This is a genomic window from Kitasatospora albolonga, from assembly GCF_039535905.1.
GTDB lineage: Bacteria > Actinomycetota > Actinomycetes > Streptomycetales > Streptomycetaceae > Kitasatospora > Kitasatospora albolonga.
In genome coordinates this window covers 41,013-67,348 of the sequence record NZ_BAAAYB010000145.1, presented here as the reverse complement: position 1 = coordinate 67,348, position 26,336 = coordinate 41,013, and the positions used below count along the sequence as shown (strand labels likewise).

Sequence of the window (26,336 nt, the reverse complement as noted above, 5' to 3'; positions counted from 1 at the left end):
ACGTTTTGACAACGTGCATGATTGGCGGCTCAGGCTCGACGAAATGCGCAAAAGCGGACTTAGCATCCTCCTTTGGCGTTACATATAGCGCTAGCAATGACTCGACTGTAACGTTCAGTACTGCCTCTGGTTCACGCCCTCCGACCTTGGGATCCCCATGCCTTCACGACCCTCCGGCGCGGTACGCACCCCTGGCGGCACTCCGGTCCGTACCGAAGCCGACCTGCTCGGCACCCGCGAACTTGCGGCGCGCAGCTACAGCGGCAGCCACACCCTGCGCGCCGTCGAGAACTTCCCGCTCACCGGCATGCCGGTCGCCGCCCACCCCGAACTCGTGAGCGCGATCGCCATGGTCAAGCAGGCGGCCGCGCTCGCCAACCAGGACCTCGGTGAGCTCGACCTCGAGCGATGCGCCGCGATCGTGCGCGCCTGCGAAGAGATCCGCGCCGGAGCGCTCCATGACCACTTCCAGGTGGACGTCCTCCAGGGCGGGGCCGGTACCTCCACCAACATGAACGCCAACGAGGTCATCGCCAACCGGGCCCTCGAGCACCTCGGCGAGCCACTTGGCACCTACGCGCGCCTGAGCCCGACCGACCACGTCAACCTCGGCCAGAGCACCAACGACGCCTACCCCACCGCGGTGAAGCTCGCCCTCCACACCGGCGTCGAGAACCTCGCCGGTGCCATGCACGTGCTCGCCGACGCCTTCAACGAGCGGGCCCAAGCCTTCCACGACGTCGTCAAACTCGGCCGTACCCAGCTGCAGGACGCGGTGCCCATGACCCTCGGCCAGGAGTTCGGGGCCTTCGGCACCGGCATCCGCGACGACATCGCGACCCTCGAGCGCGCCGCGCAGGGGTTGTGTGAGGTCAACATGGGCGGCACCGCGATCGGCACCGGCCTCAACGCCCACCCTGGCTTCGCGCACGCATGCGCCCAGCATCTCGCCCGCCTGAGCGGACTGCCCATACGGCCCGCACGCGACCTCATCGAAGCCACCCAGGGAGTCGGCGCCTTCCTCGACGTCTCCAGCGCCCAGCGCCGATTCGCCCTGCGCCTGGTCAAGATCTGCAACGACCTGCGCCTGCTCGCCTCCGGCCCCCACGCGGGACTGGCTGAGATCGCACTGCCCGAGATGCAGGCCGGCTCCAGCATCATGCCCGGCAAGGTGAACCCCGTGATCCCGGAAGCCGTCACCCAGGTGTGCTTCGAAGCCATCGGGGCCGACACCACCGTCGCCCTCGCCGCTCAAGCCGGCCAGCTCCAGCTCAACGCCTTCGAGCCGCTCATCGCCCACAGCCTGCTCACCGCGCTGCGCTACCTGAGGGCTGCCTGCCTGCTGCTGGCAGACCGCTGTGTCAGCGGCATCCACGCCGCCGAGGAGCGCGCCCTCGCCTATGCCAGCGGATCCGCAGTCCTGGCAACCGCGCTCAACCCGGCCGTGGGCTACCGCCAGGCCACCTCCATCGCCCGCCAGGCGGCCCTGGAGCGCCGTCCGGTCCGCGAGGTGGCCGGCGAGGCCCAAGTACTGCCCCCCGATGTCCTTGACGACCTCCTCAACCCCCGCAACCTCGTCGGCGGCCGACCGGCTGCATCAGGACCCCAGTGATCGACCAGCCCATTTGGTGCAGAAGCGATGCAACTGGGTCACGCCACCTCGGCGGCAGAGGATCGAATCACGAACCGATCCCTGCACCGACCCGAACGGAGCGAGGCCATGAAACTTCGCGACGAACTCCCCGTCGACCACCGGCTCGCCCAGGTCTACCGCTGGAGTGCAAGCTTGTGCGGCGTCGCGCTCCTGGTCTTCGGCTGTCTCGGCCTGGCGGACGGACTGGCCTTCTTCAGCACCAACGGTGAGCGCATCGCCGGACTGTCCAGCAACGGACTGCTGAGCTGGATCTCGATCGCCACCGCCGTGGTCCTGATCGCCGGCGCCGTCAAGGGCGGAAACACGGCCTCGACGGTCAACATCACGGTGGGCACGCTCTTCGTCTTGAGCGGCTTCGTGAACCTCGCACTGCTCGACTCCGGAGCCAACATCCTCGACTTCCGGATCCCCAACGTCATCTTCAGCTTCGTGATGGGCCTCGCGATCGCCACCTTCGGTATGTACGGGCGCGTCAGCGGCAAGCTGCCGCTCGACAACCCCTACTGGCGCCAGCGTCACCCCAACGCCACTGCCAGCCGACAGGTGGCGGCGGGGATGCTCGCTGCCGTGCAGGACGTCACCCCTACGGGACTTTCGAGCCGGCCCGGCTGACACAGCAGGGCACGCAGAAGGCCGGAGCCCTTCGGGTGGGCGCTGTGAAGCACCCACCCGAAGGCCTCCGGCCGGACTCGTCACGGGAGCCGACTGCAGCCGCCGCAGACTCGGACCTCGCCATCCGCCCGGCAGGCCGGCCGCCTTCGCCGCTCCGCGGACTCCGGCTCCCTGGCGTGGCCGCCGCGGCACGGCGGCTTCGTTCCCCGTTGTGCCGTGAGCCGATGAAGCGCCGTCAGTAGACGTACAGGTGGGTGGTGAGGTTGGCGAACGTCACGGTGGTGCCGCTCTTCCAGGCCTTGAAGTCGGTGCCCTTGGTGAGGTCGGCCTCGAAGCGGGGGCCGCTCTCGTAGCTGATGCCGTACTGGGTGGTGCTGCGGCCGGCGTTGACCAGCTCGGTGGCCATCTTGACCATCTGGTACGGGTGGGCGGTGGCGGGCTTGGGGGAGGAGAAGACGTCGGTCCAGCGGGTGCCGACGGTGCCGGTGGTGGGCGCGTAGCCGGCCTTGGTGCTGGTGGTGGTCCAGGCGGCGGGGTTGTAGGTGTCGCCGCTGGTCAGGTAGGACCACTTGACGTTGTCGGCGGACCAGTAGCCGCTGTGGGTGGACACGGTCGCGGTGCGCAGGTCGAGGACGGAGACGCCGTTGGTGCCGACCACGGTCGCGTTCTCGGTGGCGGTGCCGGGGCTGTTGACGACGAGGGCGGTGTCCTCGTCGATGCCGAAGGCGCGGTTGTGGCCGGTGTCGGCGGCGAGGCGGACCATGCGGCCCTGGCGGCCGCGGGCGGCGAAGTGGGTGTCGATCAGGCCGGTGGTGAAGAAGTTGAAGCCGCCGGCGGGGCGGTAGGTGAGGTCGTCGGGGTAGCTGGTGTTGACGGTGGTGTAGGAGCCGTAGCGCAGGGCGTCCCAGCTCTCCCCGCCGGTGACCATGTCGCGCCCGTTGGTGATGGTGGTGCCGGCGCTGGTGCCCATGACGGCCGCGCCGGCGGCCCACTTGGCGCGGATCGCGGCCAGGGCGGGGGTGTCGGAGTTGTCGCTCTTCATGAGGGTGGTGACCAGGCGGCTCTGGTCGCCGCCGCCGAAGAAGAAGCCGGTCATGGTGTTGATCTGGTCGACGACGGCCTGGCTGGAGCTGTTGGCGAGGTGGTCGAGGTCGATGGGGATCCACTGGGCGTCGGCCGCGCCGTAGCTGTTCTTGAGCAGGTCGGCGTAGTAGGTGCCGTTGCAGACGGAGTTGGAGCAGGTCGCGGGGTCGTTCGCGTTGGGGTCGTTGGCGGGGACGTCGGAGGCGGCGGTGACGATGCCGATCCGGGCAGAGGCGCCGCCGGCCTTGGTGACGAAGGTGCCGTAGACGGCCGAGTTGGTGGCGGCCACCGCGCCGCCGGCCAGGACGAGGGTGCCCGGGGTGGCGCCGGCCGCGTGCGCGATGCCGGCGGGCGCCGTGAGGGCGGCTGCGAGCAGAGCGGTGCCGAGCAGGGCGGCGGGCCGTCGGATGGTGCGGATGGCGATGCTCAAGGGGGCTCCTGTGGGGGAGGCCGCGCCCGCTGGGGGCGGGCGGCGGCAGAGGAGGACGACCGGGCGTGGGGGCCGGGCCGGATAAGAGCGCCCAGACGAGAGGGAAGCTTGCAAGGCGCAGGAACGGAACATACATACACAGTTGAACTTTCGAAAGATGTAACGCGAGATCCAAGGGAAAGCTTGGCCATCTGATGGCTCATCAGCGAACCTCCCGCCGGAGGGCCGCTGTTACCGATTCGTATCCCTCGTTACATCTATCTTTCATGACGTCACACCTGTAACGTCCTGGCGAGCGGCGCAGCCCCACTGGCGCCGTCCCAGGTTCCCGAAAGGTTGCGCCGTGAACTCCTCTCTCTCCCGTAGACCGGTCCAGCTGGCCGTCGCCACCGTGTGCGCCGCGCTCCTGCTCACTGCCTGCGGATCGGCCGGTGACGCCGCCGGATCCGCTGCGGTGTCCATCGCCCCGGTCACCGTCGCCGGTGTCACCATCGCCCGGGACGGCGCCCTGCACGACGCTCTCCCGGCATCGGTGAAGAAGGCAGGCAAGGTCCGGGTGGCCACCGACGTCCCCTACCCGCCGTTCGAGATGTACGTCGCCGAGGGCAAGAGCGAGATGACCGGCCTCGACCACGACCTCGGCCAGGCCCTCGGTGCCAAGCTCGGCGTGAGGTTCGAGTTCCAGGCGCAGAAGTTCGACGGCATCGTCCCCGCCATCCAGGCCGGCAAGTACGACGCCGCGATCAGCGCCATCACCGACAACAAGGAACGCGAGCAGGTCGTCGACTTCGTCACCTACTCCAACTCCGGCACCGGCATCATGGTGGCCAAGGGCAACCCGGAGAAGATCGTCACCCTCGACGACCTGTGCGGGAAGAAGGCCGCCGTCCAGACCGGCACCAACCAGCAGAAGCTGCTGACCAAGCACCAGGACGCCTGCAAGGCCGCCGGCAAGCCCGCCATCGACATCCAGGCCTTCCCGAAGGACTCCGACGCCCAACTCGCCCTGCGCTCCGGCAAGGTCGTCGCCGACGTCCTGACCAAGCCCGCGGCCGGCTGGACCGCCAAGACCGCTGACAACGGCACCGCCTTCCAGCTCGTCGACGACCCGGCCGCCACCGGCGGCTACAACGCCTCCCCCAACGGGATCGCGATCTCCAAGAGCCTGCCCGAGCTCACCGACGCCGTGCAGAAGGCCCTGCAGCAGCTGATCGACGACGGCTCCCTCGCCAAGATCTACGACACCTACGGCGTCGCGTCCATCGCCGTCCCCAAGGCCGTCAAGAACGGCGCGGTGGACTGACCCATGAGTGCCACCCCGAAGCTCGCGGCGGGCGCCGACCGCAGCACCGTATCCGACGCCTCAGCCGATGAGCTGATCGCCGTTCCCGTGCGGCACTGGGGCCGCTGGGCCACCGCCGCCCTCGCCCTGGTCTCGCTGGCCGGCCTGCTCGGCTCCCTCGCCAAGAACCCCAACCTCCACTGGGACGTCGTCGGCCACTACCTGTTCGCCGACCTCATCTTCGACGGCCTGGTCACCACCCTGTGGCTCACCGCCGCCGCCATGGCGATGGGGCTCGCCCTCGGCACGCTCGTCGCCGTCATGCGGCTGTCCACCAACCCCGTGCTGTACGGCCTGTCCACCCTGTTCGTCTGGCTCTTCCGCGGCACCCCGCTGCTGGTGCAGATCATCTTCTGGGCCTACGCCGCCGCCCTCTACAAGCACGTGATGATCGGCATCCCGTTCACCAGCGTCACCTTCGTCGAGTTCGACACCAACAGCCTGCTCACGCCCTCCATCGCCGCCCTGCTGGCGCTGGGCCTCAACGAGGCGGCCTACGCGTCCGAGATCGTCCGGGCCGGCATCCAGTCGGTCGACCCCGGCCAGGCCGAAGCGGCCCACTCCCTCGGAATGAAGCCCGCTCTGACGATGCGTCGGATCGTCCTGCCCCAGGCGATGAAGGTCATCATCCCGCCGATGGGCAACGAGACCATCAACATGCTCAAGACCACCGCGTACGTCTCCGTCATCGCCGCGCACGACCTGATGTCGAACATCCAGGACGTCTACGCCCAGAACTACCAGGTCATCCCGATGCTGGTGGTCGCCGCCCTGTGGTACCTGGCCCTGACCACCGTGCTGTCCGTCCCCCAGGCCTGGCTGGAGCGCCGCTACGGCCGCGGCACCACCCGCTCCGCGCACGTCTCCCCGCTGCGCCGCATGTTCACCGGCATCACCACCGTGCTGCCCGCCACCCGCAACCGGAAGGGCTGACCGCGCATGTCCCGGCCCATGGTGCACGCCCAGGGCGTGCGCAAGCACTTCGGCCGCCTCGAGGTCCTCAAGGGCATCGACCTGACCGTCGAACAAGGCCAGGTGTGCTGCCTGCTCGGCCCCTCCGGCTCCGGCAAGTCCACCTTCCTGCGCTGCATCAACCACCTCGAGAAGGTCGACGCCGGCCGCCTCACCGTCGACGGCGACCTCGTCGGGTACCGGCAGTCCGGCAACCGCCTGCACGAGCTGCGCGAGAGCGAGGTCGCCGAACGCCGCCGCGACATCGGCATGGTCTTCCAGCGCTTCAACCTCTTCCCGCACCTCACCGCCCTCGAGAACGTCATCGAAGCACCGGTACGCGTAGCACGGGTCCCGGCCGCGACGGCGCGGGCCGAGGCGCAGCTGCTCCTGGAGCGCGTCGGCCTCGCCGACCGCGCCGGCCACTACCCGGCCCAGCTCTCCGGCGGCCAGCAGCAGCGCGTCGCGATCGCCCGCGCGCTGGCCATGAAGCCCAAGCTCATGCTCTTCGACGAGCCCACCTCGGCCCTCGACCCCGAACTCGTCGGCGACGTCCTGGACGTGATGCGCGACCTCGCCGCCGACGGCATGACCATGGTCGTGGTCACCCACGAGATCGGCTTCGCCCGCGAGGTCGCCGACACCGCCGTGTTCATGGACGAAGGCGTCGTCGTCGAGGCGGGCGACCCCCGCAAGGTCCTCACCGACCCCGACCAGGAGCGCACCAAGGCGTTCCTCTCCAAGGTCCTGTGAGCGCCCCCGCCCAGGCGGGCCCGTTCACCGCCACCCGGCTGCTGCCGCTCGCACAGGACCTGACGGACCAGTACCTGATGGACCTCGCCGATCTCGTCTCGATCGACTCCGGCTCCTACAGCGCCCACGGCGTCAACCGCGTCGCCGACTGGGTCGAGGGACGTCTCGACGGCCTCGGCTTCGAGGTCCAGCGGGTGAGCGCCGGGCCCCCCGCACCCGGAGATCGGCGACGTGGTGGTCGCCCGGCGCACCGGGAGCGTTCCCGGCGGCCGCCGGATCCTGCTCGCCGGGCACATGGACACCGTCTTCGAGGACGGCACCGCCGCCGCCCGGCCCTTCCGCATCGACGGCACCCTCGCCCACGGGCCCGGCGTCAGCGACGACAAGGGCGGCCTGCTGGCGGGCATCACCGCACTCGAGGTGCTGCTGCGCGCGGGGTGGGAGGAGTTCGGCGAGGTCGTCCTGCTGGCCACCCCGGACGAGGAGATCGGATCTCCGGCCAGCCGCCCGGTCACCGAGGCGGTCGCCGCCGGCACGGACCACGCCCTCGCGCTGGAGTGCGCCCGCGAGAACGGTGACCTCGTCGTCGAACGCAAGGGCGTCGCGGACTTCGAGCTCACCGTCACCGGCCGCGCCGCCCACGCGGGCATCGAACCCGAACGCGGCGCCAACGCCGCCCTCGCCGCCGCCCACCTGGTCGTCGGCCTCCAGGCCCTCAACGACCGCTGGGAGGGCGTGACCGTCAACGTAGGCGTCGTCCGCGCCGGAACCCGCGCCAACATCATCTGCCCCGAGGCAGAACTGCGCATCGAGGTACGGGCCACCAGCACCGACGGACTCCACCGCGCGGCCGAAGCCGTCCGAAGCCTGGCCCGGCACCCGGCCGTCCCCGGCACCACCACCTCCGTCCAGCAGCTCGACCTCTGCCTCCCGATGGAGTACACCCCCGCGGCCAGGTCGATGTACGCCGTCGCCCGGACCGCCGCCGCCGAACTCGGCCTGGACCTGGGCGGGGCCTCCACCGGCGGGGTGGGCGACGCCAACCTGATCGCCGGCGTCGGCGTCCCCACCCTCGACGGCCTCGGGCCCGTCGGCGGAGCCGACCACTCGCCGGAGGAGTGGCTGGACGTCTCCACCGTCCCCACCCGGATCGCCGTCCTCGCCGCCACCATCGCCGCCCTCGCCCACGCCGCCTGACCCACCGTCAGACCGGCCCGCGAGCCTGCCCCGAACGGGGGCCGGGTTAGCCCTGACAGCCGCACCCGGCCCCTTCTCCCACGTCTCGTCAGGAGTCCAGCTTGTCCAGCAACAGAGCCCTGAGAGCCACCACCGTCCTGGCCGCGGCCTGCCTGCTCGCCGCCGCCGCGCCGACCGCCTCCGCAACCCCCCACCGGCAGACCGGAACGCTCATCCTCGTCGGCGGCGGCCTCAAGGACGCCCGGATCTACCGGGAGATCATCGCCAAGGCCGGCGGCACCACCCGCGCCCGCATCGGCGTCCTGACCGCGGCCTCCGTCCCCGAGAGCCAGGACCCGCACGCCAGCGACCCCGAAACCTGCTCCAACTCCCGCTGCAACGGCCTCTACTACGCCGACCTCTTCAAGTCCTACGGCGCGGCCGACGCCCAGTGGATCCCCGTCGACATCGAACACACCGGTGCGGCCGACGATGACGCCGTGGTCGCCCAGGTCAACGGCATGACCGGATTCTTCTTCGGCGGCGGCGACCAGTACCGTTACGTCACCAGCCTCCTGCACGGCGACGCCCAGACCGACTCCAAGGTGCTGGCCGCCATCCGCGCCAAGCTCGCGGCCGGAGCGGTCGTCGCGGGCACCAGCGCCGGCGCCCAGATTGCCTCCGGACCGGACATGGTCACCGGCGGCGACAGCCATCCCGCCCTGCGCGACGGCAGCGCACCCGGCTACTTCGAGGACCCCACCCGCCTCGGCTACCTGCCCGCCGGCGGCTTCGGCCTGCTGGCCTCCGGCCTCCTCGACACCCACACCGGCACCTACGGACGCGAAGGCCGGGCCATCCGCCTCGCTGCGGACACCCACCACGACCGGGTGTTCGCCCTCGACGAGGACACCGCCATCGAGGTCGAGAACCCCGGCACGCACGCGGAGGCGATCCGCGTCCTCGGCACCCACGGCGTCTCGGTGCTGGACCTGCGCCACGCCCGCGCCGCCACCGGGCCCGGCGGATGGCGGATCAGCGGCGTCGCCTACGGCTACCTCACCGACGGGGACGCGTACGACCCCCGCACCCGGCGCACCACCCCCGCCCCGGGCAAGCGGCCGCTCGCCCCCACCGTCAGCGCGCCGGTCCCGGCCAACGGCGACGTCTTCTCCTCCGAGGCCAACTCGGCGGGCACCCCGTACTCCTTCTCCCGCACCGCGCGCGCCCTCACCGCCACCACGGCCCAGCGCACCGCGACGGCCACCACCTGGGAGGGCGACCCGCAGTTCCGGGTCACCTTCACCAGGACCGGCGCCACCCGCGCCCACACCACCGACGGCACCACCACCGCCACCCTCACCGACCTGCGGGTGGACATCACCCCCGCCTGACCCCGCGGCGCCGGGCCCCGGTCACCCCGAGGGCCCGGCAGCGCGGGCCCGAACCGATATCGTTTCCGCAGGACCCACCCGAAAGGACCAGCCACCATGCCGGCCGCCGCCCCGATCGCCGAGCAGATCCGTACCCGGCTCGGCGAGTGCAGCCCCGCCGAACGCAAGGTCGCCCGCGTCCTGCTCGCCAACTGGCCCGCCGCCGGCTTCGAGACCGTCGCCACCCTCGCGGAGCGCGCCACGGTCAGCGCCCCCACCGTCCTGCGCCTGGTCACCCGCCTCGGCTACCGCGGCTTCCCCGACTTCCAAGCCGCGCTGCGCACCGAACTCGACGACCGCAACGCCTCCCCCCTCACCCTCTACAACGCCGCAGGGGAGCAGGCCACCGGCGCCGAAGGCGGCCTGCTGCAACGCGCCTCGACCGCCTTCACCGCCGCCGTCGGCCGCACCCTCAGCGAACTGCCCCAGCACGACCTCGACCGGGCCGTCGAACTGCTGGCCGACCCCAAGCGGCGCATCACCCTCGCCGGCGGACGCTTCACCCACCTCCTCGCCCAGTACCTGGGCCTGCACCTGATGCAGCTGCGCGACGAGGTCCGCTTCCTGCCCGACCGCGACGTCGAGCGCACCGCCGTCCTGGCCGCCCTCGGCCGCCGCGACGTCCTGGTCGTCTTCGACCACCGCCGCTACGAACCCGACAAGGTCGCCATCGCCCAGCTCACCCAGGAACACGGTGGCCGCGTCATCCTCTTCACCGACACCTGGCTCTCACCCGTCGCCGCCCACGCCGAGGTCGTCCTCCCCGCCCAGGTCACCTCCCCCTCGCCGTACGACAGCCTCGCCCCCACCCTCGCCGTCACCGAAACCGTCATCGCCGGCCTCCTGACCGCCCTGGGCGAGCAAGGACACCAGCACATGCAGCACCGCGAGGACATCGCCAAGACCCTCGGCCTCTACTGACAGGCACTGCGCTCCCTGAGCCCCGGCACTCTGCCGCGCCGAGCACCGCCGGAGGGTGTCCGTCACGCTCATCTCGATCACCGCCTGGAGGGGGCCGGAGCCGAGCGGAGGGGCGGCCACGGGCGGAGTCGTCGAACAGCTCCAGCAGTCCGGCGACCTCGTGGGGTCCTCGGAGAGGTGACGGAAGGTCATGTGCCGGACGACGGCGCCCTCGCCCGAGGGCGGGAACGTCGTTGGGGGAGGCGCGGGCCCACGCCGTGCGTACGGGAGGCGATCCGGGGCACCTGCGCCCCGGCGCCGTCCCCACGGCACTGCACACCGTCGAGGTCCCCACCACCGGGCCGAGCACCCGGTAGGACGCTGCCGCCTCCTTCGTCTCCGGCCGGGCGCGCGGCGGGCCTGCCCCGACCGCGGGCTGCCCGGCCGGTGTGGACGGCGTCCTGGTGGAAGCCGTCGCGGAGCATGTCGTTGACGGGGGCGTGGGTGCGGTTGACCGGGATCTGGGCGAAGTTGGGGCCGCCGAGGCGGGTGATCTGGGTGTCGAGGTAGGAGAACAGCCGGCCCGCCAGCAACGGGTCGTCGGTGACGTCGATGCCAGCGACCAGGTGGCCGGGGTGGAAGGCGACCTGCTGGGTCTCGGCGAAGTTGTTCGCCGGGTTGGCCGTCAGCGTCATCAGGCCGAGTGCCTGGACCGGGGCGAGCTCCTCGGGGACGAGTTTGGTGGGGTCCAGCAGGTCGATCCCCGCGAAGGTCTGCTCGGCGGTGTCGGGGAAGACCTGCACGCCGAGCTCCCACTGCGGGAACGCCCCGGCCTCGATCGCGTCGGCTAGGTCGCGTCGGTGGAAGTCCGGGTCCATGCCGCTGATCAGCTGGGCCTCCTCCCACACCAGTGAGTGCACGCCCGCCTTGGGCTTCCAGTGGAACTTCATCGCGATCGCTTCGGCGAGGTGAAGGGGTACCCGGGCAAGCGGCTCCCGGCACCGGAGCTGCCGAACGTGGCGCTGAAGCCGCGTGGCAACCGCAGCTGACCCGCGGACTTCTGTGTCGGCGGTCGACTTGATTCCGGTCGCATCGCAGGTTCCTGGCAAGTGCGGCGACTGGGTCTCCGGTGTGCTCGGGGGCTCCCCGCCTGCGGACAAGGCACTGCGTGCGCAGCTCACCCGTATCGCACGTGTGGCAGTCTGCGGCACGGTCTAGTCGGATCGATGCTGACCTTTTGCTGACTTTCCTGACGACCCGTCAGTCTCGCCTCGATGGCTGTGGGAGCTCTGTTCCTCCCGGTGATCGGCCGGACCACGGCGGCCCGACCTCGCCCTGCGCCTGCCCCGCTCCGGCGCCGTCATACCTGTCGGCGCGTCCGGGGCCGGGCCGGGGAGCCGGCTGTGGGTTCCGGCCAACCCGGCGAGGCGGTTTCGGTACTCGTGGAAGCGGGGCAGGCCAGCCGAGCTGAGGGAACAGATGGATGCGCTCCCACGGGCCACTTCGAAAGATGGTCCGATTATCCAGGGGCCCCAATGCCCCCTACTGCGCAGTCTCTTGACACCTCGCCCGGTCCTCCCGATTGTTGGGAGCGCTCCCACAGTTCTGCCCTCCTCATCCCCCACCCGCAGGAGTCGACAGATGTCACCCCCGACCACCCGCCTGCCCGCGTTCGGCGCGGCCCTGGCGCTGCTCGCCGCCGGACTCTCCACCGCCGTCGCCGTCCCGGCCTCGGCCGCCACCGTCCAGTGCGGCGTGGACTACTCCGTCAACGACTGGGGCTCCGGCTTCACCGCCAACGTCAAGGTCAACAACCTCGGCACGGCCCCGGTCGACGGCTGGACGCTCAGCTACGCCTACACCGGCAACCAGACCCTCTCCGGCACCGGCTGGAACGGCACCTGGAGCCAGAGCGGCAAGAACGTCACCGTCACCGCGCCCGCCTGGGCCGCCAGTATCCCGGCCGGGGGCAACGCCACGGCGGGTGCCAACTTCGCCTACAGCGGCACCAACGCGGCGCCCACCGCCTTCAGCGTCAACGGCACCCCCTGCACCGGAGCCCATCAACCCCCAGTCACCACCCTCACCAGCCCGGCTCCCGGGGCGAGTTACGCGGCCGGGGCCGCCGTCCCGCTGGCGGCCACCGCGACCGCGAGCGACGGGGCGACGGTCAGCAAGGTGGAGTTCTACGACAACACCACCCTGCTCGCCACCGACACCACCGCCCCGTACTCGTACAGCTGGACCGGTGCCGCCTCCGGCAGCCACTCGGTCTACGCCAAGGCGTACGACTCCACCGGTGCGAGCAGCGAGTCCGCACCGGCGGGCATCACCGTCGCCGCCGGACCGTCCGTCAGTGCCACCCCGGCGAGTCTCTCGGTGACCCAGGGCGGGACGGGCACCGTGGCGGTCAAGCTCTCCGCCCAGCCCGCCGCCAACGTCACCGTGACCACCGCGCGGACCTCGGGCAACTCCGGACTGTCCGTCAGCGGCGGCGCGAGCCTGACCTTCACGCCCGCCAACTGGGCCACCGCGCAGACCGTCACGGTCGCCGCCGACGCCTCCTCCACCGGTGCGGCGACCTTCACCGCGACGGCCGGCGGCCACACCGCCGCCACCGTCACGGTCACCGAGCTGGCCGCCGGGACGGGCGTCTACAACGACCGCTTCCTCCAGCTCCACGCCAAGCTCAAGGACCCGGCCAACGGGTACTTCTCGCCCGAGGGCATCCCCTACCACTCGGTGGAGACCCTGCTGGTCGAGGCTCCGGACCACGGCCACCAGACCACCTCGGAGGCGTACAGCTACCTGATCTGGCTGGAGGCCCAGTACGGCCGGATCACCAAGGACTGGTCGAAGTTCAACGCGGCGTGGGCGCTGATGGAGACGTACATGATCCCCACCCACGCGGACCAGCCGACCACCGGCTCCTACAACGCCGCCAAGCCGGCGACCTACGCCCCCGAGATGCCGCTGCCCTCCGACTACCCGGCGCCGCTGAACACCTCGGTGACGGCGGGTCAGGACCCGATCGCCGCCGAGCTCTCCGCCGCCTACGGCACCAGTGACATCTACGGCATGCACTGGCTCCAGGACGTCGACAACGTCTACGGCTACGGCAACGCGCCCGGCACGTGCGAGGCCGGTCCGAGCGACACCGGCCCGTCCTACATCAACACCTACCAGCGCGGCGCCCAGGAGTCGGTCTGGGAGACCATCCCGCAGCCGACCTGCGACAAGTTCGCCTACGGCGGCAAGAACGGCTACCTGGACCTGTTCGTCAAGGACAACTCCTACGCCAAGCAGTGGAAGTTCACCGACGCCCCCGACGCCGACGCGCGCGCCGTCCAGGCCGCCTACTGGGCCGACACCTGGGCCAAGGCCCAGGGCAACGGCGGCCAGGTCTCGGCCACCGTCGCCAAGGCCGGGAAGATGGGGGACTACCTGCGCTACTCCTTCTTCGACAAGTACTTCAAGAAGATCGGGAACTGCGTCGGCCCCTCCACCTGCCCGGCCGGCACCGGCAAGGACTCCTCGCACTACCTGCTCTCCTGGTACTACGCCTGGGGCGGTGCCTACGACACCTCGGCCGGCTGGTCCTGGCGGATCGGCGACGGTGCCGCACACGGTGGCTACCAGAACCCGATGGCGGCCTACGCGCTGACCACCGACCCCGCACTGGCCCCCAAGTCGGCCACCGGCAAGGCGGACTGGGCCACCAGCCTGACCCGGCAGGTGGAGTTCGTGCAGTGGCTGCAGTCCGCCGAGGGCGCCATCGCCGGCGGTGCGACCAACAGCTGGGAGGGCAGCTACGCCAGCCCGCCCGCGGGGACGCCGACCTTCTACGGGATGTTCTACGACGAGGCGCCGGTCTACCACGACCCGCCGAGCAACCAGTGGTTCGGCTTCCAGACCTGGGGCCTGGAGCGGGTCGCCGAGTACTACTACGCCAGCGGTGACGCCAAGGCCAAGGCCGTCCTGGACAAGTGGGTGACCTGGGCGCTCGGCAAGACCACCTTCAACGCCGACGGCACCTACAAGATCCCGTCCACCCTGTCCTGGAGCGGCAAGCCGGACACCTGGAACGCCGCCGCACCCGGTGCCAACACCGGCCTGCACGTGAGCGTCGTCGACTACACCAACGACGTCGGCGTGGCCGGCTCCTACGCCAAGCTGCTCTCCTACTACGCGGCCAAGTCCGGCAACGCGGCGGCCAAGTCGGCGGCGCAGAAGCTGCTGGACGGGATGTGGGCCAACCACCGGGACGCCAAGGGCGTCTCGGTGGCGGAGACCAGGACGGACTACAGCCGCTTCAAGGACGCCGTCTCGGTGCCCTCCGGCTGGACCGGCACCATGCCCAACGGTGACCCGGTGAACGGCTCCTCCACCTTCCTCTCGATCCGTTCCTTCTACAAGAACGACCCCGACTTCGCCAAGGTCCAGGCCTACCTGGACGGCGGCCCGGCCCCGGTCTTCAGCTACCACCGGTTCTGGGCCCAGGCGGACGTCGCCACCGCGATGGCCACCTACGGCGAACTCTTCGGCTGACCGCCGCCGGCCCGGCCCCGCCCCTCCGGAAGGAGGGGCGGGGCCGGGCCTTTTCGCCGGACCGGTGGCCCGCCGGGAGGGCGTCCGGGCTCCCGCCGGCCGGTGCCGGAGCACGGAGCGGCTGCCCCGCCGGTCTGTGAGCGTGAACAACAACTAGACTCGTGCGAACGCCATCAGGACCGCCAACCAGGCCGCCGGCACCGCCGAGGGGGACGTACGTGGGAATCGACAGCGCCGAGGCACGGCAGCCCGTGATGGCCGACGTGGCGAAGTTGGCGGGCGTCTCGCACCAGACCGTGTCGCGGGTGCTCAACGACGCCCCGCACGTACGGCCCGATACCCGGGAGAAGGTGCTGGCGGCCATCCGCGAGTTGGACTACCGGCCGAACTCGGCGGCCCGGGCGCTGGTCACCAAGCGGTCCCAGACCCTGGGCGTGGTGAGCTTCGACTCCACCCTCTACGGCCCGGCCTCGATGCTGGACGGGATCGAGCGGGCCGCCCGCAACGCCGGGTACTTCGTGAGCGTAGCGAGCCTGCGCTCGCTGGACAGCCGCTCCGTGCAGGAGGCGGTGGACCGGCTGCGGGACCAGGGAGTGGAGGGCGTGGTGGTGATCGCCCCGCAGATCTCCGCGGTGAGCTCGGTGTCCCGGCTCTCCACCTCGGTGCCGGTGGTGGCGGTCGGGTCCGGCCGGCAGAGCCGGGTGCCGATGGTCTCGGTGGACAACCGGCGCGGCGCCGCGGAGGCCACCCGCCACCTGCTGGACCTGGGCCATCCGACGGTGCACCACGTGGCGGGGCCGGGCGGCTGGCTGGAGAGCCAGGACCGGGAGGGGGGGTGGCGCGAGGTGCTGGAGGCGGCCGGCGCCCGGGTGCCGGAGGTGCGCAGCGGCGACTGGAGCGCCCGGTCCGGGTACCAGGCCGGGCTGAGACTGGCCGAGGAGCCCGGGGTGACCGCGGTGTTCTGCGGGAACGACCACATGGCGCTGGGGCTGCTGCGGGCGATGCACGAGGCCGGCCGGGCGGTGCCGGGTGACGTCTCGGTGGTCGGGTTCGACGACGTGCACGAGGCGGCGTACTTCACCCCGCCGCTCACCACCGTCCGGCAGGACTTCGCCGAACTCGGCCGCCGGGCACTGGAGTTGCTGGTCGAGCAGGTGTCCGGAGTGGAGATCAGCGCCCGTGACCACGTGCTGATCTCGCCGGAGCTGGTGCTCCGACGGAGCAGCGGGCCGGCCCCGCGCCACTGATCCCGGACTGATCCGGGGCTGAGCCCGGGCTGAGCCCTGCCGGGCCGCCGGCCCGGCGCCCGCGGGGCCCGGTCAAGATTGGGTAACGCCGTACGAGCCTCTTGTGGCAGTGAATTGTTAGCGTTAACAATTCACCTCAGCGAAACACGGCGCGTGGGCGCGCCGCCCGCTTCCCCCACCGGAGAGGAACCCGAACATGTCCAAGAGAGCTGCGGTGGCCCTGGTCGCCACCGCGATGGCCGTCGCCCTCACCGCCTGCGGCTCCGGCGGGTCCGGCGGCGGGTCGAAGGACGCGGCGGGCGGCGGTTCCGGAGCGCTCACCGTCGGCTTCTCCCAGGTCGGCGCCGAGAGCGGCTGGCGCACCGCCAACACCAAGTCGGTGCAGGACGCCGCGAAGAAGGCCGGCGTGACGCTCAAGTTCTCCGACGCGCAGCAGAAGCAGGAGAACCAGATCAAGGCGATCCGCTCCTTCATCCAGCAGAAGGTGGACGTCATCGCCTTCTCGCCGGTGGTCGAGTCCGGTTGGGACACCGTGCTCAAGGAGGCCAAGGACGCCAAGATCCCGGTGGTGCTCACCGACCGCGCGGTGGACTCCAAGGACGAGTCGCTCTACGCCACCTTCCTCGGCTCGGACTTCGTCGAGGAGGGCAAGAAGGCCGGCGACTGGCTGGTGAAGGAGTACCAGGGCAAGGCCGAGCCGGTGAACATCGTCGAGCTCCAGGGCACCACCGGCTCCGCCCCGGCCAACGACCGCAAGGCCGGCTTCGGCGACGTCATCAAGGGCGACGCCAAGTTCAAGGTGGTCGCCTCGCAGACCGGTGACTTCACTCGGGCCAAGGGCAAGGAGGTCATGCAGGCCTTCCTGAAGTCCCAGCCGAAGATCGACGTGCTCTACGCGCACAACGACGACATGGCCCTCGGCGCGATCCAGGCGATCGAGGAGGCCGGCAAGAAGCCGGGCAAGGACATCAAGATCATCTCGGTCGACGGCGTCAAGGACGCGTTCACCGCGATGGCCGACGGCAAGATCAACGTCGTGGTCGAGTGCAACCCGCTGCTCGGCGACCAGCTGATGGAGCTGGTGAAGAAGGTCAAGGCGGGCCAGCCGGTCGAGCGCCGGATCAAGACGGTCGAGGGCGTCTTCACTCAGGACCAGGCCGCCGCCGCGCTGCCGTCCCGTCAGTACTGACGCACCGCCAGTACCGACACGACGACGGAGCCCGGTGTGCGGGCGGCCCTCGGCGGAGGGCCGCCCGCACACCGACCACGAGAGAGGGAGGGACGGGATGCACGCGCAACCGGTCCTGGAAGTACGGGGAATCCGCAAGGAGTTCCCGGGCGTGGTGGCACTGGACGGGGTCGACCTGCGGCTCTTCCCCGGCGAGGTGCACGCGCTGATGGGTGAGAACGGCGCGGGCAAGTCCACTCTGATCAAGGTGCTCACCGGTGTCTACGAGAGCGACGGCGGCGAGGTCCGCCTGGCCGGGCGGGCGGTCCGGATCGGCGGGCCGCTCCAGGCCCAGCAGGCCGGGATCTCCACCGTCTACCAGGAGGTCAACCTCTGCCCGAACCTCTCGGTCGCGGAGAACATCTTCATCGGCCGCGAGCCGCGCCGCTTCGGGCTGATCCAGTGGGCCGAACTCCGGCGCCGGGCCGCCGAGTCGGTGGCCGCGCTGGACCTGGACATCGACGTCACCGCCCCGCTGAGCAGCTACTCGATCGCCGTCCAGCAGCTGGTCGCCATCGTCCGCGCGGTGGACGTCTCCGCCAAGGTGCTGATCCTGGACGAGCCGACCTCCAGCCTGGACCGCGACGAGGTGCGTCAACTCTTCGCGGTGATGCGGCGGTTGCGCGACCAGGGGGTGGCGATCCTGTTCGTCTCGCACTTCCTGGACCAGATCTACGAGATCTCCGACCGGATGACCATCCTGCGCGGCGGCCGGCACGAGGGCGAGTACCTCACCAGCGAGTTGAGCCAGGTGGCGCTGGTCGCCCGGATGATCGGCGGCGAGCTCACCGGCCTGGCCGAACTGGCCGGGGCCACCCGGACCGAGCCCACCGGGACCTCCTTCCTGCGCGCCCAGGGCCTGGCCCGCCGCGGCGCGGTGGAGCCGTACGACCTGTCCATCCGGCCCGGTGAAGTGGTCGGCCTGGCAGGCCTGTTGGGCTCCGGACGGACCGAGGCGGCCCGGCTGCTGTTCGGCGCCGACCAGAGTGACCAGGGCAGCGTGAAGATCAACGGCGAGCCAGCCGCGCTGCGCAGCCCACGGGCCGCGATCGGCCACGGAATCGCCTTCTGCTCGGAGAACCGCAAGACCGAGGGCCTGGTCGGCGACCTGACGGTGCGGGAGAACATCGTGCTGGCCCTCCAGGCCGCCCGCGGCTGGACCCGCCCGCTCTCTCGCTCTGCCCAGGACGAGCTGGCGATCCGCTGGATCCGCGCCCTGGACATCCGCCCGAACAACCCCGAGGCGCTGATCCGCAACCTCAGCGGGGGCAACCAGCAGAAGGTGCTGCTGGCCCGGTGGCTGATCACCGACCCCAAGCTGCTGATCCTCGACGAGCCCACCCGTGGCATCGACATCGGCGCCAAGACCGAGATCCAGAAGCTGGTGGCCAAGCTGGCCGGTGACGGCATGTCGGTCCTGTTCATCTCCGCCGAGCTGGAGGAGGTGCTGCGCCTCAGCCACCGGGTCGGGGTGCTGCGTGACCACCGGCTGGTGGCCGAGCTGCGCAACGACGGCACGCTCACCCCGGAGCGGATCATGGAGACCATCGCGAGCGGAGCCACGTCGTGAGCCTGAACCGCATCACCCGACACCGTCTCTTCTGGCCGGCCGCCGTGCTGCTCGCGCTGCTGCTCGCCAACCTGGCGTTCACCCCGGACTTCTTCGCGATCCGGATCAAGGACGGCCACCTCTACGGCAGCCTGATCGACATCCTGCACTTCGGCTCGCCGCTGATCCTGGTGGCGCTCGGCATGACCCTGGTGATCGCCACCGGCGGCATCGACCTCTCGGTCGGCTCCACCGTCGCGATCGCCGGCGCGCTGGCCTGTCTGCACATCAGCCAGGCAGCCGACCCGGGCAGTCCGGGCACGGTGCTCACGGCCGTGGGCATCGCCCTCGGCGTGGCGGTGCTGCTCGGTGGGGTCAACGGCCTGCTGGTGGCCAGGATCGGGGTCCAGCCGATCATCGCCACCCTGATCCTGATGGTGGCCGGGCGCGGCGTCGCCCAGCTCATCACGGACGGTCAGATCATCACCATCACCAGCGAGCCGTACAAGCTGATCGGCGGCGGCTACTGGCTCACCGTGCCGTTCTCGATCCTGCTGGCCGGTGCCGTGGTCCCTGCTGGCCTCGGCGCTCACCCGGCGCACCGCGCTCGGACTGCTGCTGGAGTCGGTCGGAGGCAACCCCGGTGGCCAGCCGCCTGGTCGGCATCCGGGCGGCCCGGCTGGTCGGGCTGGTCTACGTGGTCAGCGCGCTCTGCGCGGCCCTGGCCGGACTGATGATCAGCTCCAATGTCTCCAGCGCCGACGGCAACAACGCACGGGCTCTGGATCGAACTGGACGCGATCCTGGCCGTGGTGGTCGGCGGCACCTCGCTGAACGGCGGCCGCTTCTCGCTCGGCGGTACGGTGCTCGGCGCCCTCGTCATCCAGACCCTGTCCACCACCGTCTACACCATCGGCATCCCGCCGGAGAACCACCCTGGTCTTCAAGGCCGTCGTGGTGATCACCGTCTGCCTGGTCCAGTCGCCCGCCTTCCGGGCCAAGGCCGCCCGACGGCGCTCCCGCGCCAAGCACGGCGCCCGCCGGTGGCGTCCGAGAAGTTGGAGGTCGGAGCATGAGCACCGTCCTGAACACCATTTCCCGGCGCGGCCGGGGTCAACTCCCGTCCTGGTCACCTCGGTGCTGCTGGTGGTGATGTTCGCCGTCGGCTCGGTGAACTACCAGGGCTTCTTCTCCGGGCAGGTGCTGCTCAACCTGCTGATCGACAACGGCTTCCTGCTGGTGGTCGCGGTCGGCATGACCTTCGTGATCCTGACCGGCGGCATCGACCTCTCGGTCGGTGCGATGGTCGCCCTCTCCACCATGGTCTCCGCCTGGCTGGTCCAGACGCACGGCTGGCCGCCGCTGGTGGTGATCCCGCTGGTGCTGGCGATCGGCACCGGAGCCGGCCTGGCGATGGGCTGGGTGATCCAGAACTTCGAGATCCAGCCGTTCATCGTGACGCTGGCGGGCATGTTCCTGGCCCGGGGCCTCTGCTACACGATCAGCATCGACTCCATCTCGATCACCGACCCGACGTACACCGCGATGGCCCAGACCAAGATCCCGCTGGGCGAGCTGTTCGTCTCGCCGAGCGTGCTGATCGCGGTGCTGGTGGTGGTGGCGGCGTTCACCGTGCTGCACCACACCAAGTTCGGCCGCAACGTCTACGCGCTCGGCGGCAGCGAGCAGTCCTCGCTGCTGATGGGCCTCCCGGTGGCCCGCACCAAGATCGCGGTCTACGGGGTGAGCGGCTTCTGCTCGGCGCTCGGCGGCGTGCTGATGACCTTCTACATGCTGTCGGGCTACGGACTGCACGCGGTGGGGCTGGAGTTGGACGCGATCGCCGCGGTGGTGATCGGCGGCACCCTGCTCACCGGCGGCTCCGGCTACCTGCTGGGCACCGTGCTCGGCGTGCTGGTGCTCGGCCTGATCCAGACCGTGATCACCTTCCAGGGCACGCTCAGCTCCTGGTGGACCAAGATCGTGATCGGCGCGCTGCTGTTCGTCTTCATCCTGCTCCAGCGCCTGATGACGGCCCGCCGCCGGGTGTAGCCGACGCGGCGTCAGACTCCGCACGCTGGGCCGGCCCCCCGCTTCGGCCCGCCCAGGACGAGCGGCCCCGTCCCCCCACGGGACGGGCAGACCGGCCGCCGGCCCGCAACGCCGCGGACCCCTCCCGGCGGCCGGTACCAGAAACCTCGCAACGAACGAAGGACGTGAACGTGCCACCAACCACCGACTCCCCGGAGCGCTACGTCGTCGGCGTCGACTTCGGCACCCTCTCCGGCCGCGCGCCGTGGTGGTGCGGGTCAGTGACGGCGAGGAGCTCGGCACCGGCGTCCACGAGTACCCGCACGGCGTGATCGAGCACCGACTCCCCGGCACCGGCGAGCAGTTGCCGCCCGACTGGGCGCTCCAGCACCCCGAGGACTGGCGCCAGGTGCTGCGCACCGCGGTCCCCGCCGCGCTCGCCGCCAGCGGCGTCGACCCGGCCGCCCGTGATCGGCATCGCCACCGACTTCACCGCCTGCACCGTGCTGCCGGTCACCGCCGACGGCACCCCGCTGGCGCAGACCGCGCTCGCCGACCGCCCGCACGCCTGGCCCAAGCTGTGGAAGCACCACGCCGCGCAGATCCACGCCGACCGGATCAACGAACTCGCCCACCAGCGCGGCGAGAAGTGGATCGGCCGCTACGGCGGCAAGATCTCCGCCGAGTGGCAGTACGCCAAGGCCCTCCAGCTGCTGGAGGAGGACCCGGGCGTCTACGCGGCCACCGAGCGGTGGATCGAGGCCGCCGACTGGATCGTCTGGCAGCTCACCGGCACCGAGAGCCGCAATACCTGCACCGCCGGCTACAAGGGCGTGTACCAGGACGGCAGTTACCCCTCCGAGGAGTACCTCGCCGCCCTCAACCCCGAGTTCGCCGACTTCGCCCGCACCCGCCTGGAGCACCCGCTCGCCCACCTCGGCTCCCGGGTGGGCAACCTGACCGCCGAGGCCGCCGCCTGGACCGGCCTGCCGGAGGGCATCGCGGTCGCCGCCGGGAACGTCGACGCCCACGTCGCCGCCCCCGCCGCGCAGGCCGTGGAGAACGGCCAGCTGCTGGCCATCATGGGCACCTCCACCTGCCACGTCGTCAACGGCGCCACCCTGGCCGACGTCCCCGGCATCTGCGGCGTGGTCGAGGGCGGCATCGTCGAGGGCGCCTACGGCTACGAGGCCGGGCAGAGCGCCGTCGGCGACATCTTCGCCTGGTGGCTGCGCCAGGGCCTGCCCGCCGACTATCTCGCCGAGGCCGAGGCCACCGGCGAGGACGCCCACCAGCTGCTCACCCGAAAGGCGGCCGGCCAGCCCGTCGGCGGACACGGCCTGGTCGCCCTCGACTGGCTCAACGGCAACCGCTCCACCCTGGTGGACCACCACCTCTCCGGCGTGATCGTCGGCCTCACCCTGGCCACCCGCCCCGAGGACGTCTACCGGGCCCTGCTGGAGGCCACCGCCTTCGGCACCCGCACCATCGTCGAGGCGCTGGAGCGGGGCGGCGTCCCCGTCACCGAGTTCATCGTCACCGGCGGGCTCAAGAAGAACGCCCTGCTGATGCAGATCTACGCCGACGTGCTGCGCCGCCCGGTCTCGCTCGCGGTCTCCACCCAGGGCCCCGCCGTCGGCTCCGCCATCCACGCCGCCGTCGCGGCCGGCGCCCACCCGGACGTGCGCACCGCCGCCGCCGCGATGGGCCGGGTGGAGCGCGCCGCGTACCGGCCCGACCCGGCCCGGGCCGACGCCTACGACGAGCTGTTCGCCGAGTACCGCGAACTGCACGAGCACTTCGGCACGGCGGCGGACAAGCAGCTGCACCGCCTGCGCCGCATCCGGAACACCGCCCTGACCCAGAACTGTGAGGCATCGTGAGCGACCTGATCGACCTGATCCGCCGTCAGGTCAGTCACCTGCACCAGGAGTTGGTGCGGTACGACCTGGTGGTCTGGACGGCCGGCAACGTGTCCGCCCGGGTGCCCGGCGAGGACCTGATGGTGATCAAGCCCAGCGGCGTCTCCTACGATGAGCTGTCGCCGGAGAACATGATCCTCTGTGACCTGGACGGCGTCGTTGTCGAGGGCGCCCACTCGCCCTCCTCCGACACCGCCGCCCACGCCTACGTCTACCGCCACCTGCCCGAGGTCGGGGGAGTGGTGCACACCCACTCCACCTACGCCTGCGCCTGGGCCGCCCGCGGCGAGGCCGTCCCCTGCGTGCTGACCGCGATGGCCGACGAGTTCGGCGCCGAGATCCCGATCGGCCCGTTCGCCCTGATCGGCGACGACTCGATCGGCCGCGGCATCGTCGACACCCTGCGCGGCCACCGCTCGCCCGCCGTCCTGATGAAGAGCCACGGCGTCTTCACCATCGGCAAGGACGCCAAGGCCGCCGTCAAGGCCGCCGTGATGTGCGAGGACGTCGCCCGCACCGTGCACATCTCCCGCCAGCTCGGCGAACCGCTGCCGATCGCCCAGGCGGACATCGACAGCCTCAACTTCCGCTACCAGAACGTGTACGGCCAGCAGCCGGCCACCGCCGCCAAGGAGACCCACGCATGAAGTCGATCGAAGGCCGCGAGGTCTGGTTCCTGACCGGCAGTCAGGGCCTGTACGGCGAGGAGACCCTGCGCCAGGTCGCCGAGCAGTCCCGGCGGATCGCCGAGCAGCTCGACGGCAACCCCGAGGTGCCCGTCACGGTGGTCTGGAAGCCCGTGCTCACCGACGCCCCGGCGATCCGCCGGATCTGCCTGGAGGCCAACGCGGCCGACGAGTGCATCGGCCTGATCGCCTGGATGCACACCTTCTCCCCGGCCAAGATGTGGATCGCCGGCCTGGACGCGCTGCGCAAGCCGCTGCTCCACCTGCACACCCAGGCCAACGTCCGACTGCCCTGGTCCACCATCGACATGGACTTCATGAACCTGAACCAGGCCGCCCACGGCGACCGCGAGTTCGGCTACATCCAGTCCCGCCTCGGCGTCGCCCGCAAGACCGTGGCCGGCCACGTCAGCGACCCCACCGTGGCCACCCGGATCGCCTCCTGGGCCCGTGCCGCCACCGGCCGCGCCGAGATGGCGACCCTCAAGCTGGCCCGCTTCGGCGACAACATGCGCGACGTGGCCGTGACCGAGGGCGACAAGGTCGAGGCCCAGCTCCGCTTCGGCGTCTCGGTCAACACCTACGGCGTCAACGACCTGGTCGAGGTGGTCGACGCCGCCGACGAGGCCACCGTCACCGAGCTCGTCAAGGAGTACGAGGACGGCTACCGCCTCGCCCCCGCCCTGCGTCCGGGTGGCGAGCGGCACGAGTCCCTGCGCTACGCCGCCCGGATCGAGGCCGGTCTGCGCACCTTCCTCACCGAGGGCGGCTTCCGCGCCTTCACCACCAACTTCGAGGACCTCGGCGGCCTGCGCCAGCTCCCCGGCCTGGCGGTCCAGCGCCTGATGGCCGACGGCTACGGCTTCGGCGGCGAGGGCGACTGGAAGACCTCGGTCCTGCTGCGCACCCTCAAGGCGATGGCCACCGGCCTGCCCGGCGGCACCTCCTTCATGGAGGACTACACCTACCACCTGGAGCCCGGGCGGGAGTTGATCCTCGGCGCGCACATGCTGGAGGTCTGCCCCTCCATCGCCTCCGCCACCCCGTCCTGCGAGGTCCATCCGCTCGGCATCGGCGGCCGCGAGGACCCGGTCCGCCTGGTCTTCGACGCGGCCCCCGGCCCGGCCGTGGTGGTCGGCCTGGCCGACCTGGGCGACCGCTTCCGCCTGGTAGCCAACCAGATCGACGTGGTCGACCCGGCCGAGCCGCTGCCCGCACTCCCGGTCGCCCGCGCGGTCTGGCAGCCCCGGCCCAACTTCCACACCTCCGCCGAGGCCTGGCTGGCCGCCGGGGCCCCGCACCACACGGTGCTCTCCTCCGCGCTCGGCGCCGAGCAGCTCGACGACCTGGCGGAGATGCTCAGCACCGAGCTGGTCCTGATCGACTCCGACACCACGATCCGCCAGTTCACCCGCGAGCTCCGCTGGAACCAGGCCTACCACCGCCTGGCCCAGGGCTTCTGACCCGGCAATCGGGGCGGGGCGGAAGGGCAGCGCCTCAGGGGCGCGAGGAACTGCGCGCGGGGGAACGGCACGTGCTGCAACTGGCTCGCGTGCCCCGATTTAGCGCTGGTCCGCCTTCCGAATCGCGCAGTTCCTCGCGCCCCTGAAGGCCCCTTCGGGGCCCCGGGGTGGCCACCGTCCAGGTCATCCACACCCACGGGGCGGTACCGGGCACCGGTGCCGCCCCACCGTCGTTCCACGAAAGGGAGCACCCAGTCATGACCGGCGACCTGACCATCCACCGGTACCCCGCGGGCGAGCTGCGGGACGGGAGAGGCATCGACCGCTGGGTGTTCGGCACCCCGGGCGGCGTCACCGCCGAGGTGCTCAGCCTGGGCGCCCGGCTGCAGTCGCTGCACGCGCCGGACCGGGCCGGACAGCGCGCCAACGTGGTGCTCGGCGGCGGCTCGGTCGCCGAACTCCTGGGCGAGGCCGCCTACTTCGGCGCCACCGTGGGCCGCTACGGCAACCGGATCGCGGGCGGCGAACTGCCGCTGGACGGCGTCGTGCACAGGCTGGCCACCCAGTCCACCGGCCACACCCTGCACGGCGGCCCGGACGGCTTCGCCACCCGGCTCTGGCACGGCGAGGAGCTGCGCGTGGGCCAGCGGACCGGCGTCCGGCTGACCCTGCACAGTCCCGCCGGTGACCAGGGCTTCCCCGGCGCGCTCGACGTGACGGTGACCTACCTGCTCGACCGGGGCGGCGAGTTGACCATCACCTACCGGGCCGAGACCGACGCCCCGACGGTGGTCAACCTCACCAACCACGCCTACTTCAACCTCGGCGGAGAGGGCAGCGGGCCGGTCCTGGACCACCTGCTGCGGGTCGAGGCGGACGCCTACCTCCCGGTCGACAAGACCCTGATCCCGCTCGGGGCGCCGGAGCCGGTCGAGGGCCTGCCCTTCGACCTCACCACCGCGGCCGGCCTCGGCGGCCGGATCTCCGCACCCCACCCCCAGCTCTGGCTGGCCGGGGACGGCTTCGACCACACCTGGGTGCTCCGCCCCGGCCCCGGACTGCGGCTGGCCGCCACCCTCCACCACCCCGCCAGCGGACGCCGCCTGGACTGCCTCACCACCGAGCCCGGCATCCAGGTCTACACCGGCAACCACTTCGACGGCTCGCTCACCGGCCCCGGCGGCACCCGCTACCGGGCCTACGCCGGCATCGCCCTGGAGACCCAGCACTTCCCCGACTCCCCGCACGTCCCGGACTACCCCTCGACCGTCCTGCGCCCGGGCGAGGTCTACGAGTCGACCACGGCCTACCGCTTCTCAGTGGAGTGA

General features: G+C 71.2%; 17 protein-coding genes and 3 pseudogenes. 18 read left to right on the top strand and 2 right to left on the bottom strand.

The window, feature by feature from the left end:
* Window positions 1–157 precede the first annotated feature (157 nt).
* Window positions 158–1,612 carry an aspartate ammonia-lyase gene (locus ABD946_RS35805; RefSeq protein ID WP_345289848.1) on the top strand — a complete coding sequence of 485 codons (1,455 nt, stop codon included), beginning with the start codon at window positions 158–160 and terminating at the stop codon, window positions 1,610–1,612.
* A 108-nt stretch (window positions 1,613–1,720) separates the two neighbouring features.
* On the top strand, window positions 1,721–2,266 hold the full coding sequence (locus ABD946_RS35800) for a DUF4383 domain-containing protein (RefSeq protein ID WP_345289898.1): 546 nt from the start codon (window positions 1,721–1,723) through the stop codon (window positions 2,264–2,266).
* Window positions 2,267–2,501: 235 nt separating this feature from the next.
* Here ABD946_RS35800 and ABD946_RS35795 read toward each other — a convergent pair whose 3' ends face one another.
* Window positions 2,502–3,779, bottom strand: coding sequence for a cyanophycinase (locus ABD946_RS35795; RefSeq protein WP_345289847.1), 1,278 nt, complete (start codon window positions 3,777–3,779; stop codon window positions 2,502–2,504).
* Window positions 3,780–4,122: 343 nt separating this feature from the next.
* Here ABD946_RS35795 and ABD946_RS35790 point away from each other — a divergent pair, with 343 nt between their 5' ends.
* From ABD946_RS35790 to ABD946_RS35765, 6 genes are all read left to right on the top strand, one after another.
* Complete coding sequence (locus ABD946_RS35790) at window positions 4,123–5,082, top strand: ABC transporter substrate-binding protein (RefSeq protein WP_345289846.1); 960 nt, start codon at window positions 4,123–4,125, stop codon at window positions 5,080–5,082.
* Window positions 5,083–5,085: 3 nt separating this feature from the next.
* Window positions 5,086–6,054, top strand: a complete 969-nt coding sequence (locus ABD946_RS35785) for an amino acid ABC transporter permease (protein ID WP_345289845.1) — start codon at window positions 5,086–5,088, stop codon at window positions 6,052–6,054.
* Between the two features lie 6 nt (window positions 6,055–6,060).
* Window positions 6,061–6,825, top strand: a complete 765-nt coding sequence (locus ABD946_RS35780; protein ID WP_345289843.1) for an amino acid ABC transporter ATP-binding protein — start codon at window positions 6,061–6,063, stop codon at window positions 6,823–6,825.
* A 231-nt stretch (window positions 6,826–7,056) separates the two neighbouring features.
* Window positions 7,057–8,022, top strand: a complete 966-nt coding sequence (locus ABD946_RS35775; RefSeq protein ID WP_345289842.1) for a M20/M25/M40 family metallo-hydrolase — start codon at window positions 7,057–7,059, stop codon at window positions 8,020–8,022.
* A gap of 101 nt (window positions 8,023–8,123) precedes the next feature.
* Window positions 8,124–9,395, top strand: coding sequence for a cyanophycinase (locus tag ABD946_RS35770; protein WP_345289841.1), 1,272 nt, complete (start codon window positions 8,124–8,126; stop codon window positions 9,393–9,395).
* Between the two features lie 96 nt (window positions 9,396–9,491).
* Window positions 9,492–10,355, top strand: a complete 864-nt coding sequence (locus tag ABD946_RS35765; protein WP_345289840.1) for a MurR/RpiR family transcriptional regulator — start codon at window positions 9,492–9,494, stop codon at window positions 10,353–10,355.
* Between the two features lie 344 nt (window positions 10,356–10,699).
* On the opposite strand, the pseudogene ABD946_RS35760 reads toward ABD946_RS35765, so the two are convergent.
* Window positions 10,700–11,284 (bottom strand): annotated as a pseudogene (locus tag ABD946_RS35760) (catalase); the annotation flags it as partial.
* 691 nt (window positions 11,285–11,975) lie between these two features.
* Here ABD946_RS35760 and ABD946_RS35755 point away from each other — a divergent pair.
* The 10 genes and pseudogenes from ABD946_RS35755 to ABD946_RS35710 all read left to right on the top strand — a co-directional run bounded on the left by ABD946_RS35755 (window position 11,976) and on the right by ABD946_RS35710 (window position 26,336).
* Window positions 11,976–14,882, top strand: coding sequence for a glycoside hydrolase family 48 protein (locus tag ABD946_RS35755; RefSeq protein ID WP_345289838.1), 2,907 nt, complete (start codon window positions 11,976–11,978; stop codon window positions 14,880–14,882).
* Window positions 14,883–15,106: 224 nt separating this feature from the next.
* A complete protein-coding gene (locus tag ABD946_RS35750) occupies window positions 15,107–16,129 on the top strand; it encodes a LacI family DNA-binding transcriptional regulator (protein ID WP_425558788.1) in 1,023 nt (340 codons plus the stop codon).
* A 196-nt stretch (window positions 16,130–16,325) separates the two neighbouring features.
* A complete protein-coding gene (locus ABD946_RS35745) occupies window positions 16,326–17,318 on the top strand; it encodes an ABC transporter substrate-binding protein (protein WP_345289836.1) in 993 nt (330 codons plus the stop codon).
* A gap of 97 nt (window positions 17,319–17,415) precedes the next feature.
* Window positions 17,416–18,927: a sugar ABC transporter ATP-binding protein gene (locus ABD946_RS35740; protein ID WP_345289835.1), complete on the top strand. Its 1,512-nt coding sequence runs from the start codon at window positions 17,416–17,418 to the stop codon at window positions 18,925–18,927.
* A pseudogene (locus tag ABD946_RS35735) lies at window positions 18,924–19,944 on the top strand (ABC transporter permease); the annotation flags it as partial. The gene ABD946_RS35740 and the pseudogene ABD946_RS35735, both read left to right, overlap by 4 nt.
* Window positions 19,945–20,031: 87 nt before the next feature.
* On the top strand, window positions 20,032–20,958 hold the full coding sequence (yjfF, locus tag ABD946_RS35730; RefSeq protein ID WP_345289897.1) for a galactofuranose ABC transporter, permease protein YjfF: 927 nt from the start codon (window positions 20,032–20,034) through the stop codon (window positions 20,956–20,958).
* Between the two features lie 164 nt (window positions 20,959–21,122).
* A pseudogene (locus tag ABD946_RS35725) lies at window positions 21,123–22,820 on the top strand (ribulokinase).
* Window positions 22,817–23,506, top strand: coding sequence for an L-ribulose-5-phosphate 4-epimerase (locus tag ABD946_RS35720; RefSeq protein WP_345287922.1), 690 nt, complete (start codon window positions 22,817–22,819; stop codon window positions 23,504–23,506). Before ABD946_RS35725 ends, ABD946_RS35720 begins: the two are co-directional and overlap by 4 nt.
* A complete protein-coding gene (araA, locus tag ABD946_RS35715; RefSeq protein ID WP_345287920.1) occupies window positions 23,503–25,008 on the top strand; it encodes an L-arabinose isomerase in 1,506 nt (501 codons plus the stop codon). The genes ABD946_RS35720 and araA overlap by 4 nt, the downstream gene beginning before the upstream one ends.
* Before the next feature lie 257 nt (window positions 25,009–25,265).
* Entirely contained in the window at window positions 25,266–26,336 is a 1,071-nt protein-coding gene (locus ABD946_RS35710) for an aldose epimerase family protein (RefSeq protein ID WP_345287919.1), read from the top strand.

Bases quoted from the DNA above. Each gene is read 5' to 3' on its own strand.
- ABD946_RS35740 (WP_345289835.1), top strand. From the start codon at position 17,416: ATGCACGCGCAACCGGTCCTGGAAGTACGGGGAATCCGCAAGGAGTTC.
- ABD946_RS35780 (WP_345289843.1), top strand. From the start codon at position 6,061: ATGTCCCGGCCCATGGTGCACGCCCAGGGCGTGCGCAAGCACTTCGGC.
- ABD946_RS35765 (WP_345289840.1), top strand. From the start codon at position 9,492: ATGCCGGCCGCCGCCCCGATCGCCGAGCAGATCCGTACCCGGCTCGGC.
- ABD946_RS35800 (WP_345289898.1), top strand. From the start codon at position 1,721: ATGAAACTTCGCGACGAACTCCCCGTCGACCACCGGCTCGCCCAGGTC.
- ABD946_RS35755 (WP_345289838.1), top strand. From the start codon at position 11,976: ATGTCACCCCCGACCACCCGCCTGCCCGCGTTCGGCGCGGCCCTGGCG.
- ABD946_RS35805 (WP_345289848.1), top strand. From the start codon at position 158: ATGCCTTCACGACCCTCCGGCGCGGTACGCACCCCTGGCGGCACTCCG.
- araA (WP_345287920.1), top strand. From the start codon at position 23,503: ATGAAGTCGATCGAAGGCCGCGAGGTCTGGTTCCTGACCGGCAGTCAG.
- ABD946_RS35785 (WP_345289845.1), top strand. From the start codon at position 5,086: ATGAGTGCCACCCCGAAGCTCGCGGCGGGCGCCGACCGCAGCACCGTA.
- ABD946_RS35710 (WP_345287919.1), top strand. From the start codon at position 25,266: ATGACCGGCGACCTGACCATCCACCGGTACCCCGCGGGCGAGCTGCGG.
- ABD946_RS35745 (WP_345289836.1), top strand. From the start codon at position 16,326: ATGTCCAAGAGAGCTGCGGTGGCCCTGGTCGCCACCGCGATGGCCGTC.